Source organism: Paracoccus sp. pheM1 (assembly GCF_018499825.1).
Lineage (GTDB): Bacteria > Pseudomonadota > Alphaproteobacteria > Rhodobacterales > Rhodobacteraceae > Paracoccus > Paracoccus versutus.
Genome location: NZ_JAGXCX010000001.1, coordinates 178,987 through 191,932, shown reverse-complemented (window position 1 = coordinate 191,932; position 12,946 = coordinate 178,987). Strand labels below are relative to the sequence as shown.

The window sequence follows — 12,946 nt, the reverse complement described above, 5'->3', positions numbered from 1 at the left end:
AGAACGAACCGGTTTTTCCACCCATGAACACGCCCTCGCCCAGTTCCACGATTCGCCTTTACCATGTCGCCCTGTCGCCCTTTTGCCGCAAGGTCCGTCTGGTGCTGGCCGAAAAGCGCATCGAGGTCGAGCTGGTCGAGGACCGTTTCTGGGAGCCGGGCTCGGAAATCATGCGCCGCAACCCGGCGGGCAAGCTGCCGGTCCTGCGCATGGACGGCCGGCTTCTGGCCGAAAGCCAGGCGATCTGCGAATACCTGGACGAAATCCAGCCGCAGCCCTCGCTGATGCCGGCCTTGCCGGCCGAGCGCTACGAGGTGCGCCGGCTTTGCGCCTGGTTCGATGACAAGTTCAACGCCGAGGTGACGCGCCCGGTGATGAACGAGCGGGTCTGGAAGAAGGTGATGCGCCTGGGCTACCCGGATTCGCGCACGGTCAAGGCCGGGCTTTCGGCGATCCGCTATCACCTGGACTACATGAAGGGCCTGCTGGAACATCGGCGCTGGCTGGCGGGCGACGTGATGACGCTGGCCGATTTCACCGCCGCCGCGCATCTGTCCTGCCTCGACTATATCTCGGACGTGGACTGGACCCATTCGGCCGAGGTGCAGGAATGGTATGCCAAGATCAAGTCGCGGCCCGCCTTCCGCAGCCTTTTGGCCGACCACCTGCCGGGCGTCCACCCGGCGCCGCATTATGCGCTGCTCGACTTCTAGGCCGACCGACCCGGCGGAGATCCGTTCGCGGCTGGAACAGCAGGCACGGGCCGAGGGTTTCTCGGCCCTTGGCATTTGCGCCCCCGACGCCAACCCGCAGCTGCCCGAGCGGCTGGCCGCCTTCCTGGAGCAGGGCCGCCACGGCCAGATGGGCTGGATGGCCGAGCGGGCGCATTGGCGCGCCTCGCCGGGAAGCCTGTGGCCCGAGGCGCGTTCGGTCATCATGCTGGCCGAGCTCTACACGCCCGAGCATGATCCGATGGAGGCCATCGGCCACAAGGACCGCGGCGCGGTCAGCGTCTATGCCCAGGGCAAGGACTACCACGACCTGGTCAAGAAGCGGCTCAAGCGCCTGGGCGGCTGGCTGGTCGGGCTGACCGGCTGCGAGATCAAGGTCTTTGTCGACACCGCCCCGGTGATGGAAAAGCCGCTGGCGCAGGCGGCGGGCCTGGGCTGGCAGGGCAAGCACACCAACCTGCTGTCGCGCGAGCTGGGCAGCTGGTTCTTCCTGGGCGCGATCTTCACCACGCTGGAGCTGCCCAGGGACACGGCGGAACGCAGCCATTGCGGCTCGTGCCGGGCCTGCCTCGACGCCTGCCCGACCGGGGCCTTTCCGGCGCCCTACCAGCTGGATGCGCGGCGCTGCATCTCTTACCTGACCATCGAGCACAAGGGGCCGGTCGACCCCGAGCTGCGGCCGAGCCTGGGCAACCGCATCTATGGCTGCGACGATTGCCTGGCCGCCTGCCCCTGGAACAAGTTCGCGCAGGAAGCGACCGAGCTGCGCTATCACGGGCCCCATGGCGCGCCGGCGCTGGCGGAACTGGCGGCGCTGGACGATGCGGGTTTCCGCGAGCGTTTCTCGGGCAGCCCGATCAAGCGCATCGGGCGCGACCGCATGGTGCGCAACGTGCTTTACGCCATCGGCAATTCGGGGCTTGCACATCTGCGCCCGCTGGCCGAATCCTTGGCCGATGACCCCGACCCCGCGGTCGCCGATGCGGCACGCTGGGCATGCGAGCGATTGCCATGATCCATACGCCCCCAAGCCCGCTGCGCGGCATCCTGCTGAAATGCCTCAGCGTGCTGGTGTTCACCATCATGGCCTCGATCGTCAAGGCCACCGCCCAGGGGGGCCTGGGCGTGCCGCCGGGCCAGCAGGTGTTCTTCCGCTCGCTCTTCGCCATCCCGGTCATCCTGGTCTGGCTGGCCTTCCGGCACGAGCTGGGCGTGGGGCTGAAGACCTTTCGCCCGATGGGGCATTTCTATCGCGGCGTGATCGGCACTGCGGCCATGGGGCTGGGCTTCTGGGCGCTGGCCCTGCTGCCTTTTCCCGAGGTCACGGCCATCGGCTATGCCGCGCCGCTGCTGACGGTGATCTTCGCCGCCATGTTCCTGGGCGAGGACGTGCGGCTGTTCCGCCTGTCCATGGTGGTGCTGGGGCTGGTCGGCGTGGTCATCGTGCTGTCGCCGCGGCTGAGCTTCGGCGCCGCCATGGGCTACAGGGAAAGCCTGGGCGCCATGGTCACGCTGTCGGGCGCCGCCTGCACGGCGCTGGCGCAGATCTTCGTGCGCAAGCTGGTGCAGGAGGAACGCACCTCGGCCATCGTGTTCTGGTTCTCGGTCACGTCGACGCTGCTGGGGCTGCTGACGCTGCCCTTCGGCTGGGTCTGGCCCGATGCCGAGACCGCCGCGCTGCTGGTCACGATCGGGCTGCTGGGCGGGCTGGGGCAGATCCTGCTGACCTCGGCCTATCGCTATGCCGATGCCTCGCTGGTCGCGCCCTTCGAATATGCCTCGATGCTGCTGGCGCTGCTGATCGGCTGGTTCATCTTCGACGAGGCGCCGACGCTGGTCATGCTGGCAGGCGCGGCGCTGGTCATCACCGCCGGCATACTGATCATCTGGCGCGAGCGGCAGCTGGGGCTGGAACGCAACCGCCAGCGCAAGGCCATGACCCCACAGGGCTAGTCACGGCTGGGCCGGGCCAGGCTAGGGCTGGCCGGCAAAGCCGAAGGCGACGTAGTCGCGCAGATAGGCCCTTTTCGCCGCGGCGCGCAGTTCCTGGTCGTTCAGGAAATCCGGGAAGGGCTCGGCCCTGGGCGGGTCGGCCGGCGCCCCGATGCCGGCGCTGGCGGCAAGCCAGGACAGCTCGCGCGGCAGGTCCGCCTCGCGCAGCACCATGTCGGGGGCGCCGAAGCGGGCGAACCCGGCCAGCACCTCGGACTGGCTGGCCCAGCCGGGATAGGTCGGCAGCGTGGTCTGACCGTTCAGGTTGCGGCGCAGCAGGTCCAGGAAGGCCGCGAACAGCTCGGCCTTGCGGCCCTGGTCCAGCGCCGCAAACTCGGGATCGGGCGGCAGCGGCACGCGATGGATCCGCCGCAGCAGGTCGCGCAATTCGGCATTCCTACCCTGGGTCAGCGATTCGAACGCCTTCCAGGCCCGCAGCAGCGGATGGCGCAGCACGGTGAAGCTGCGATGGCCGACATGCTGGCGCTTCCATTGCCGCAGGCTGGCCTGGGTGAAATCGCCCGCGACCGCACCCATCGCCCGCAGCCAGTCCGCGACCCGGCCGGTCGGCCCGCCCTTGACCGGCATGAAGATCAGCCCCCTGCCCGCCTCGGCCCCCAGGAACGAGGGCACGGCGGGACCGCGGCGCGGCTCGAAATTCGGGATGCGGCGCAGCATGAACGGGTCGAGGCGCGCCAGTTCCGCCTGCATCTCGTCGAAATTCTCGACCTTCTCGGACAGTTCGCGCGGGTTTTGCGGCACCTGGTCGCTGGCCGGCTCGACCCGCTCCAGGTCGGTGCGGCCCAGCCAGTGCAAAAGGCCGGTCATCACCTCGGCGTCGCGCAGATCCTCGTAGCCCAGCCAGAAGGCGGCCTGGCCGGTCACTTGCAGCCGGTGCATGACCTTCAGCTGGAACGCCTCGATCTCGCCCACCGCCTGCCGGAACGCGGCGCCGTCGAAGCGCACGGCGGCGGGGATCGGGGTTTCGGTCTCGTTCAGCTTCCACTGGTTCGTCGCCCGCGCCAGCGCGGTCGAGACATAGCTGTCCACCGGGTTGCGGGTCAGCACGATCTTGGCGCAGGACCGATCCTCGATGATGGCGTCCAGGACGCGCGGGTCGTGGTCGTGAAAATAGCGAAACCCCGGCAGGTGGTTCGGCTTGTCGAAGATCGCGGCCAGCAGCCGGTGGGGATCGGCCTCGCGCTCGGCCATGGTGATGCCCTTCAGCTCGTCCTTGTCGGGCCAGCCCATCATGTAGGGGTTGAACGCCTCGCCAAAGCAGGTGACGCGCTTGACGGCGTTCAGCGTCGCCTCGAGCAGGTTCGAGCCGGTGCGCATCTCGGCGAAGATGACGAAGCTGCGAAAGGGCTGGATCATGGCGCGGGGTTTCCTTGGCTGGTCGGTGGGGCGGGATCGGCCACCGGGAAATCCCCCATCAGCCGCGGATGCAGCCCGGCATTGCGCAGCCTTTGCAGGAACCGCCCCATGCCGGCGATGTCGCACATCCGGGGCAGGTCGGCCGCGGCGCGGGCATCGCCGCCCAGCCCTTGCAGGAGGCCGCCCAGCACGGTCGCGGGCCGGGCGCAGACATCGCCCAGATCCCAGACCTGCGTGCGCGCCTTGAGCCAGACCGAGTTCAGCACCTCCATCTGCGCCAGCTCGGTGCGTTGCAGGATGGCGGCGACCCGGCGGATGTCGTCGAAGGGCATGTCGGAATGCAGCAGCGGCACCGCCCAGGCGCCGGTAACGACGAAGATGCGCGCATTGGGATCGGTGGCGAGGAACCAGTTCATTTCCTGCCCGTCGCGCGGGCTGAACTGCCAGGCCTGCATCCGCTGCGAGCTGCGGATCAGGTTGGCCAGGAAGCCGCGCTGGTCCAGGTCGCGCAGCCCGGCGCTGTGGGGCAGCGCCCCCGGCCCCAGCGGCTTGCCGCCGGCGAACTCGACGCCCTGCACGGCGAAGACATGGCCATGCACATCGGCGTCGATCCGCCCGGCCAGCCAGGATTCGAAACCGGGGAACAGGTCGGTGAAGCCCTGGAACAGGGCATAGGGCGCGGCGGTCTTGCCGTTCTCGCGGTCCTTCAGCGGAAAGCGGCTTTGCATGTAAAGCCCCGGCCGGCCCAGCCGCCGGCGCGCCACCGCCTGCGCGATGATGCGTTCCACCCGCTCGGGGCGGGGCTCGGCGGCCGGGGGGGCCGCGGCCTCGGCGGGCGGGAAATGCCGGTAAAGCCGATCCGCACCCCGCCAGATCTTGCGCGCGACAAAGCAGCGCGATTGCTGCAAAAGCTCCAGGTGGTCGTCGTAAAAGATATAGGGCTTGCCCTGGTCGTCGAACCTGGCCAGCGTCAGCGAGCGGCTTTCGATGCTTCTGGAATGGCGGCGGGCGAGGGTCTGGAAATAGCTTTCGTCCGGGATCCAGACCCGGCTGAAATAGCGGTCGAACTCGGCCCGGCGCGGATCGGCCAGGATCGCGCCCAGCGTGGCCCGCGTCAGGCACCACCATTGCGAGCCCAGATGCGGCACCAGGCCCCGCGGGATGCGGCGCTTGTAGCCCAGCCGGCGCTGCAGCGCGACATAGCGGTCGAAAAGCTTGTGCCGGCGCCGCCAGGAAAAGGGGAAATGCAGGGTGAAGCGTTCCTCGTTCAGCCCGCCGACGGTCCAGCCGACATCCTCGGCCGTCACGCTTTCGATAAAGTCGCGTCCGGGATGCGACGCCAGATAGGCGCAAAGATCCGCCACCGGCCGCAAGGGCAGGCAGGCGCCCGAGACGACCAGCACATGCGTCACGTCCCCGAACCGCCCGAGCAGCAGGGATGCGGCGTCCTGCGTGGCGCGCACCAGGCTGAAGGTGCCCCATTCGCAGGGATGGCGCGGGCTGAACAGCACCTGCGGCAGGTCGGCCAGCCCGGCGCGCATGGGCCGGACCGCATCCTCGGCCGTCCGGGCATCGACATGGACCGCGACCGCCGCCCCGCCCTCGGCCCAGACCCGCGCCATGCGGGCGGCGATGGGCAGTTCCTCGTGGCACAGCATGACCACGCCCAGCCGCACCGGCGCGTCGCTCATGCCCAGTTCCCCTTGGAGATCAGGCCCAGATCCTCGAGCTGGCGCCAGTCCCGCAGCGCGCAGGACTGCTCGCACCAGAAATCCGGGTCGTCGCGCAGCCCGGCGTGATAGGCCAGGTATTCCTGGCTGTCGGCGTAATGCTGGCGCCGGCCCAGCTCTTCGGCGGATTTCTCGACGAAGCTGGACAGGAACTTGGCATGCAGCAGGCAACCCGAGGCCTTTTCGCCGCCGTCCTGGTCATAGACCAGGTTCAGCGAGCGCGGCAGCAGCATATGGGTCGAGCTGACATAGGCCTGGCCCCGCTGCCAGCGCACCAGCGGGATCTTGTTCAGCGCCGGGGCGTTTTCGGGATCGTCGGCAAAGAAGGCCCGCGCCCGCGGCCCGCCCTGGATCCACAGGTTGCCGTATTCGCCGTTCTTGCGGATGACGTAATTGGCCGGGTCGAACCAGCGCGCGATCTGGAACGGATCCTGCCCGGCGCGATAGGGCTCGGCGGCCAGCGAGCCCTGGGGATACATGTCCAGCAGCATGGCCGAGAAGGCGCGGATGTTGCTGGCATCCAGCCAGTCGGTCAGCGCCTGCAGGGGCCGGGTGTCGTGATGGGGATAGACCAGGAATTCGTCGGGATCGACCGTCAGGCACCAATGCCCCGCGCCATGGCGGTGCAAGAGCCAGTTCATCCAGTCCATGCCGAAGCGCGCCGCCTTGTAGCTGGCATGGGTCAGCCAGACCGAGACGTCCTGCTGCTCGCCCAGGTATTCGCGCCCGCCATCCTGCGAGCCGTTGTCCACCACCAGGAAGTGCCGGATGCCCATCGCCCGGTAATAGTCCAGAAACCACGGCAGGCGCGGCGCCTCGTTGCGCATGGTCATGAACAGCAGGATGTCGCCCGGCGCGATTCGGGCGGTGCGGTCCCAGACCGGATGCAACTGCCGGCGACGGCGGATCGCGCGCCCCAGCAGCCATTGACGGCGGGCGCGGAGCCTCAGTTTACGCCGGATAATCCTGAACGGGCGCGGCACGGGAACTCTTTTTACCTTTTACTGCCCGTCACATAGACGCAACCTCCGAGAGGCGCAATGTTTCGCTCAACCCCGCGTGGAAATGCGCGAAATGCCCGTCCCAGGCCGGCACCGGCAAGGCCGGCCGCCGCAGCGGCGGGGCGGCCGCCAGCCGCGCGATCTCGGCCGCCCAGTCGGCGGGGGCGTCGGGCGACAGCCAGGTCGCGTAATCGCCCAGCATCTCGCGCGCCGCCGGCAAGGGCGTGGCCAGGACCGGGATGCCGCGCCCGGCCGCCTCGGTCAGCGGCAGGCCGAAGCCCTCGGCCCGGCTGGGCATCAGCAACCCATGGCTGCGGTTCAGCAGCGCCGCCACCGCGCCGTCGTCCAGGTCGGAAAGCTCCTGCACCGGCCCGCGCGGCGGCAGGCGGTCGAGCCGGGCAAAGACCGCGCGATTCTCCCAGCCGCGGCGGCCGATGACGAACAGCTGCGGCGGCTTCGGCCCGCGCTCCAGCAACTGCCAGGCATCGAGCAGCAGCCCGTGGTTCTTGCGCGGCTCGATGGTGCCCAGGGTGACGAAGAAGGGGCGCGACAGGTCCAGGCCGGCCGGCAGCCCGGCCGGATCGGGCGCGGCCAGCCTGGTGCCGATGGGCGCGGCGACGACCGGCGCATGGCCCGGCAGCCCCAGCCGCTCGCGCCAGCGCAGCACATCGGCGCGGGTGGCCTGCGAAACGGTCAGGATCAGCTCTGCCTGCCCCAGCGCGGCGGCGAAGCGGTCGCGGAACTTCCCGGCTTGGCCGGCACGGGTGAATTCGGGATGGTCCAGCGGGATGGTGTCGTGGATCAGCACCGCCCGCGGCAGGGGACGCAGGTTCGCCAGCAGCCCCGGTTGCAGGTTGGCATGGCCGACGTTGACATAGACGCCCTGCCCCAGATGCGCCTGGGCGGCGCGGCCCAGGCCCCGCCCGTCGCGACCGGCCCGTGCCAGCGCCATGCCGCGCAACGCCGCCTCGGCCCGCGCGGCCAGGGTGCGCCGCCCGCGCAGCCGGTCCAGCAGGTCGGGCGGCGGCAGGTCGTCCAGCGCCCCGCCCAGCCAGCGCAGGATCGCCGCCCCGGCCTGGGGCGGCAGCAGCAACTGCCCGCGCCGCACCCGGCACAGCAGCAGGTGCGGGTGGTCTTGCAGATGGGCCAGCCATTCCGCCTCGACCCGGTCGATGCCCGTCGCCGGGCCACCGCCGAGCCGCGAGATCAGCCGCGAGACATCCAGCAGAACCGCCGGATCAGGCCTCATATCCGCCGTTCTGGTGCCAGCGCCAGGCGTCGCCGATCATCTGCGGCAGGGTCGAGCGCGCCGGGTTCCAGCCCAGCACCGAGACCGCCTTCTCGCTGCCCGAGACCAGCTTGACGGCATCGCCGCCACGGCGCGGCCCCTCGGTCAGCGGCACCGCGCGGTTGGTGACATGCCGGGAATGGTCGATCACCTCGCGCACCGAGAAACCGTTGCCGGTGCCCAGGCAGAAGACCTCGTGCCCGCCCTCGGCCACCTTGCCGTCCAGCAGGTGTTTCAGCCCCAGCACATGCGCGTCCACCAGGTCCATCACATGGACATAGTCGCGGATGCAGGTGCCGTCCGGGGTCGGATAATCCGTGCCGTGGATGGTCAGCGCTGCGCGCTTGCCGTCGATGGCGTCCAGGATCAGCGGGATCAGATGCGTCTCGGGCTGGTGGAACTCGCCCACCTCGGCATCCGGGTCGGCGCCGGCCACGTTGAAATAGCGGAAGATCACCGATTTCAGCCCGTCCGAGGCGCCGAAATCCTTCAGCATGTCCTCGATCGCGCGCTTGGAGGCGCCATAGGCGTTCAGCGGCGTCTGCGCGGTCGTCTCGTCCAGCACGACACCGTCATGGTCGCCATAGGTGGCGCAGGTCGAACTGAAGACGAAATTCCGCACCCCCGCCGCCAGCGTCGCCTCGATCAGGCTCAGCGAGGCGCTGACATTGCCGCGCCAATACTTGCCCGGCTCGCGCATCGCCTCGCCGACCTGGCTCAGCGCGGCGAAATGCATCACCGCGACGGGCTTGTGGCGGGCAAAGACCTCGTCCAGCCGGGCCCGGTCCATGAGGTCGCCCTGCTCGAAGGGGCCGAATTTCACCGCCTGCCGCCAGCCGGTGCAGAGATTGTCATAGGTGACGGGCTCGAAGCCCGCCGCGCGCAATGCCTTGCAGGCGTGCGAGCCGATATAGCCCGCGCCGCCGGTCACCAGAACCTTGTTCGTCATGCCCGCTTATTCCGCCGCCTTGCGCATTGCCAGGACGTCGGAAAGATAGTCGGCAAATTCATCCCTCAGATCGTCGCGCGCCAGGCCGAAGGCCACGGTCGCCTGCAGGAAGCCCGCCTTCGAGCCGCAGTCGAAGCGCTGGCCGCGGAAGCGCAGGCCGAACACGTCGCGACCCTCGGCGATCTCGTCGGCGATGGCGTCGGTCAACTGGATCTCGCCGCCCGAGCCCTGCTTGAGCTTGTTGAGGTTGCTCAGCACCGAGGGCGCCAGGATGTAGCGGCCGATCACGGCCAGGTTCGAGGGCGGGTTGTCCTTGGGCTTCTCCACCATGCCGCGGGCGCGGACGATGGCGCCCATGTCCTCGGACACGTCCAGCACGCCGTAGGCCCTGGTCTTCTCGGCCGGAACCTCCATGGTGGCGACCATGCTGCCGCCGGTTTCCTGATAGGCCTCGATCATCTGTTGCAGGCAGGGCGGCTCGCCCATGATGACGTCGTCGGTCAGGATGACGGCAAAGGGCTCGTCGCCGACCAGGCGGCGGGCGCACCAGACGGCATGGCCCAGCCCCAGCGCCTTGTGCTGGCGGACATAGGCGATGGCGCCCGATTCCATGTTGGTCGAGCGCAGGATGTCCAGCAATTCGTTCTTGCCGGATTTCTTCAGGCTCGATTCGAGCTCATGGGCGTGGTCGAAGTAATCCTCGAGCGCGCCCTTGCCGCGCGAGGTGACAAAGATGAACTCCTCGATCCCTGCCGCCCGTGCCTCGTCAATGGCGTATTGGATCAGCGGGCGATCCACCAAGGTCATGATCTCCTTGGGAATGCTCTTGGTGGCGGGAAGAAAGCGGGTGCCCAGTCCAGCCACGGGGAAGATGGCCTTGGTGACTTTGCGAGTCATGAATTCGGTCTCCTGATTTCTGCACCGACGCAGGGCATTTATCCCTTTTTGCGGGCGCCTGCGCAACAAGCGCCTGGCCGGCACAGTCGTTCCTTTAAAATGTTAAAGCGATTCAATTTTTGCGTTTTGCGGCGATTTTCCGCTGATCTCGCTCCGCCGTCCAGGCAAATTTCCTCGCTCGCGCAGAATGCGCGCATTCTTGCTCAGAAATATGACAGGCGGGTCTCTGGGCAGCGAGGCGCCCCAAACACCGCCCCATTGTTCCCACCAGCCGCCCGCGGCGCGGGTCCGCCGATGCGGCAGGAAACTGGGGGTCAGCAGCAGCAGTTCGGTGGGCCGCCCCTGGGCCACGGCTTGCGCCGCGCGGGCGCGCAGGGCGCGCGCCTGCCAGTGCCAGCCGGCCAGAAACAGCGGCTTGCCGCCCGGCGCCCGGTGCGGCAGCGGCTGGAACGGCGGCGGCGGGGGCCGGTTCCAGACCGGCGGGGCGGGCGCCTGCCCCCGGCCCTGCGCCAGGCCGCGGTCCAGCGTCGCCAGGATCGGCGCGATGGCGAAAGGGTCGAGCCGGCCGGCCACCATATGCCGCAGGAGCCGCCGGCGCTGGCCTTCGCGCAGCCAGCCCGCATCGCCGCCGTGCCGCGTGGCGAAGATCGCGGCGGAACGGCCGATGGCGGTCAGATCGCGCGGCACCCCGGCCTCGCCCCGGACGGCGCCGGGGGCGGCGCCATGGATCACCTGCGCCGCCGGGACCACCGCCGTCAGCCCATGCGGAAACCGCGCCGCCATGCGCAGGTTCGCGTCGCTTTCGTCCAGGTAATAGGCGAAGGCCGGATCGAAGCCGCCGATCTGCAGCAGCGCATCGCGACGAAAGCCGGAATTGGTGCCGATGGTGCTGACCGGGCAGCCGTTCTCGGGCGCAAGCAGCGCGGTTTCGGCGACATGCAGCGGCAGGGTGGCGCCCGAAGGCGTGATTCGCTCGGCCCGGACCTGCCAGCGCAGCCCGTCGGGCCCGCGGGTGAAGCCGGTGGCGGCGATGACGCGCGGATCGGCAAAGGGCGCGGCCAGCGCCCCGGCCCAGCCCGGCTCGGCCAGCGCGTCGTCGTCGATGAACAGCACCACCTCGCCCGCCGCCAGCGCCAGCCCCTCGTTGCGCGCGGCCGAGATATTGGCCTGGTCGAAGGCCAGCCGCTTGGCCGGCAGTTCCGGGCAGATGCCGACGGCGGCGGGATCGGCCACCAGCACCAGTTCGAAACCGGCATGGACCTGGCCGGCCAGCGAGGCCAGACAGCGCGCCAGCGCCTGCGGCCGGTGGCGCGAGACAACGATGATGCTGATCGAAGGCAGCCCGCCTTCGGGCATCAGGCGATGCCCATGCGCTGCATCATCGCTTCCAGCTTGGGCACGTCCGAGGGGTTGTTCAGTTCCCAGAACTCGCGGCCCTTCGCCTCGACCTCGACGCAGAGGATGCGGCGGCCGCGTTCCAGGAAGCGCAGCTGCTCAAGCCCTTCCAGCGCCTCCAGCCGGCCCTCGTCCCAGGTCGGGTATTCGGCCAGCGCCGCCGGGCGATAGGCATAGACGCCGACATGGTGAAAGACCGGCGTCGGCTCGCTGGGGCCGAAATCCGCCGCGGCATAGGGAATCACTTCCTTGGAGAAATACAGCGCCCGCCGGTCGTGGCCGAAGACGGCGGTGGTGCCGCCGACGCGCCCCGCCACCCGGTCGGCGATCAGGTCCGAGCGCATGGCCCCCGAACAGCGCAGGACCGGCGTGGCCACGTCGGCGCCGGGATCGGCGCGCAGCCCGGCGACCAGTTCCTCGACGAACCAGGAAGGCGTCAGCGGCGCGTCGCCTTGCAGGTTCACCACGATCTCGGGCGACACGCCCAGATTGGCCACCGCCTCGGCGCAGCGCTCGGTGCCGTTGCGGGCAGCGGTCGAGGTCATGGCGACCTCGGCCCCGAAGCCCTCGGCATGGGCGCGGATGCGCTCGTCATCGGTGGCGACGATCACGCGGTCGATGCCCTGGACGGCTCGCGCCGCCTCCCAGCTGCGGCGGATAAGCGACAGCCCCGCGCCGGTCGCGCCGCGCAGCTCGACCAGCGGCTTGCCGGGATAGCGGGTCGAGGCGTGGCGGGCGGGGATGACGATGACGACGGACATGGGAGTCAGTCCTTGACCAGCAGCACGCCGGGGGCGAAGGCGATGAAGAACGGGTTCTCGAACCCCGGCTTGCCATAGGTCAGCGCGGTGTGGTCGTCGAATCGCACCACCTCGCCGCCCGCGCCGCGCAGCACCGCGTCGCCGGCGGCGGTGTCCCATTCCATCGTCCGGCCCAGGCGCGGGTAAAGATCGGCCTCGCCCGTCGCCACCAGGCAGAACTTCAGCGAGCTGCCGGCCGAGGTCATGTCGCGCACCCCGTAGCGGGCGATATAGTCGTCCGTCGCCGCGTCGCGATGCGATTTCGAGGCGACGACCATCAGCGCCCGGTTGTCGGGCGTCGAGTTGACGCCGATGGGCGTCAGCTCGCCCGGTTCTTCGCCAAAGGGACCCTTTTCCTCGACCGAGCCGCCCTGCGCGGTGGTATAGAACAGCCGTCCCTTGGCCGGGGCATAGACCACGCCCAGCCGCGGCACGCCGTTTTCCACATAGGCGATGTTGACGGTGAAATCGCCGCGACGCTGCACGAATTCCTTGGTGCCGTCCAGCGGATCGACGATCAGGAAGGTCGAAAGGCTCTGGCCATGGGTCGCCGCCTGTTCCTCGGTCACCAGCGCGATGTCGGGGAAGGCCGCGCGCAGCCCGGCCGAGATCAGCGCGTCGGCGGCCTCGTCGGCCTCGGTCACGGGCGAGGCGTCGGATTTGGCGCGCACATCGAAATCCTCGGCGCCATAGATCTTCATGATCTCGTCGCCGGCCCGCAGGGCAAGACGTCGCATTTCGGCAATCATTCGATCGAATTGCATGGTTTTTCCTTTCCGTCCCGAA

The 12,946-nt window shown here is 69.2% G+C and carries 12 protein-coding genes; 3 read left to right on the top strand and 9 right to left on the bottom strand.

Annotated features, from left to right (window positions below; translation table 11 throughout):
- Positions 1-23: 23 nt before the first annotated feature.
- From KF941_RS00960 to KF941_RS00950, 3 genes are read left to right on the top strand one after another with little or no spacing between them, the layout of a single operon-like run.
- Positions 24-713, top strand: a complete 690-nt coding sequence (locus KF941_RS00960; RefSeq protein ID WP_036752368.1) for a glutathione S-transferase family protein — start codon at positions 24-26, stop codon at positions 711-713.
- Positions 694-1,746, top strand: coding sequence for a tRNA epoxyqueuosine(34) reductase QueG (gene queG, locus KF941_RS00955; protein WP_214272330.1), 1,053 nt, complete (start codon positions 694-696; stop codon positions 1,744-1,746). Before KF941_RS00960 ends, queG begins: the two co-directional genes overlap by 20 nt.
- On the top strand, positions 1,743-2,684 hold the full coding sequence (locus KF941_RS00950) for a DMT family transporter (RefSeq protein ID WP_036752370.1): 942 nt from the start codon (positions 1,743-1,745) through the stop codon (positions 2,682-2,684). Before queG ends, KF941_RS00950 begins: the two co-directional genes overlap by 4 nt.
- Before the next feature lie 21 nt (positions 2,685-2,705).
- On the opposite strand, the gene KF941_RS00945 is transcribed toward KF941_RS00950, so the two are convergent.
- The 9 genes from KF941_RS00945 to cysQ all read right to left on the bottom strand — a co-directional run bounded on the left by KF941_RS00945 (position 2,706) and on the right by cysQ (position 12,924).
- On the bottom strand, positions 2,706-4,100 hold the full coding sequence (locus KF941_RS00945) for a hypothetical protein (protein ID WP_214272329.1): 1,395 nt from the start codon (positions 4,098-4,100) through the stop codon (positions 2,706-2,708).
- Complete coding sequence (locus tag KF941_RS00940; RefSeq protein WP_214272328.1) at positions 4,097-5,791, bottom strand: beta-1,6-N-acetylglucosaminyltransferase; 1,695 nt, start codon at positions 5,789-5,791, stop codon at positions 4,097-4,099. The genes KF941_RS00945 and KF941_RS00940 overlap by 4 nt, the downstream gene beginning before the upstream one ends.
- On the bottom strand, positions 5,788-6,813 hold the full coding sequence (locus tag KF941_RS00935) for a glycosyltransferase family 2 protein (RefSeq protein WP_214272327.1): 1,026 nt from the start codon (positions 6,811-6,813) through the stop codon (positions 5,788-5,790). Before KF941_RS00935 ends, KF941_RS00940 begins: the two co-directional genes overlap by 4 nt.
- 28 nt (positions 6,814-6,841) lie before the next feature.
- Complete coding sequence (locus tag KF941_RS00930) at positions 6,842-8,080, bottom strand: glycosyltransferase family 1 protein (protein ID WP_214272326.1); 1,239 nt, start codon at positions 8,078-8,080, stop codon at positions 6,842-6,844.
- Positions 8,070-9,068: a UDP-glucose 4-epimerase GalE gene (gene galE, locus KF941_RS00925; RefSeq protein ID WP_036752380.1), complete on the bottom strand. Its 999-nt coding sequence runs from the start codon at positions 9,066-9,068 to the stop codon at positions 8,070-8,072. The genes KF941_RS00930 and galE overlap by 11 nt, the downstream gene beginning before the upstream one ends.
- A 6-nt stretch (positions 9,069-9,074) precedes the next feature.
- Entirely contained in the window at positions 9,075-9,965 is an 891-nt protein-coding gene (locus KF941_RS00920; protein ID WP_036752388.1) for a UTP--glucose-1-phosphate uridylyltransferase, read from the bottom strand.
- 102 nt (positions 9,966-10,067) lie between these two features.
- Positions 10,068-11,321, bottom strand: coding sequence for a glycosyltransferase (locus KF941_RS00915; RefSeq protein ID WP_214272325.1), 1,254 nt, complete (start codon positions 11,319-11,321; stop codon positions 10,068-10,070).
- Positions 11,321-12,121, bottom strand: coding sequence for a manno-octulosonate cytidylyltransferase (locus tag KF941_RS00910; RefSeq protein ID WP_072461652.1), 801 nt, complete (start codon positions 12,119-12,121; stop codon positions 11,321-11,323). Before KF941_RS00910 ends, KF941_RS00915 begins: the two co-directional genes overlap by 1 nt.
- Before the next feature lie 5 nt (positions 12,122-12,126).
- Positions 12,127-12,924: a 3'(2'),5'-bisphosphate nucleotidase CysQ gene (gene cysQ, locus KF941_RS00905; RefSeq protein WP_214272324.1), complete on the bottom strand. Its 798-nt coding sequence runs from the start codon at positions 12,922-12,924 to the stop codon at positions 12,127-12,129.
- Positions 12,925-12,946 lie beyond the last annotated feature (22 nt).

Bases quoted from the DNA above. Each gene is read 5' to 3' on its own strand.
- KF941_RS00920 (WP_036752388.1), bottom strand. From the start codon at position 9,965: ATGACTCGCAAAGTCACCAAGGCCATCTTCCCCGTGGCTGGACTGGGC.
- KF941_RS00915 (WP_214272325.1), bottom strand. From the start codon at position 11,321: ATGCCCGAAGGCGGGCTGCCTTCGATCAGCATCATCGTTGTCTCGCGC.
- queG (WP_214272330.1), top strand. From the start codon at position 694: ATGCGCTGCTCGACTTCTAGGCCGACCGACCCGGCGGAGATCCGTTCG.
- KF941_RS00950 (WP_036752370.1), top strand. From the start codon at position 1,743: ATGATCCATACGCCCCCAAGCCCGCTGCGCGGCATCCTGCTGAAATGC.
- KF941_RS00930 (WP_214272326.1), bottom strand. From the start codon at position 8,080: ATGAGGCCTGATCCGGCGGTTCTGCTGGATGTCTCGCGGCTGATCTCG.
- cysQ (WP_214272324.1), bottom strand. From the start codon at position 12,924: ATGCAATTCGATCGAATGATTGCCGAAATGCGACGTCTTGCCCTGCGG.
- KF941_RS00910 (WP_072461652.1), bottom strand. From the start codon at position 12,121: ATGTCCGTCGTCATCGTCATCCCCGCCCGCCACGCCTCGACCCGCTAT.
- KF941_RS00940 (WP_214272328.1), bottom strand. From the start codon at position 5,791: ATGAGCGACGCGCCGGTGCGGCTGGGCGTGGTCATGCTGTGCCACGAG.
- galE (WP_036752380.1), bottom strand. From the start codon at position 9,068: ATGACGAACAAGGTTCTGGTGACCGGCGGCGCGGGCTATATCGGCTCG.
- KF941_RS00945 (WP_214272329.1), bottom strand. From the start codon at position 4,100: ATGATCCAGCCCTTTCGCAGCTTCGTCATCTTCGCCGAGATGCGCACC.
- KF941_RS00960 (WP_036752368.1), top strand. From the start codon at position 24: ATGAACACGCCCTCGCCCAGTTCCACGATTCGCCTTTACCATGTCGCC.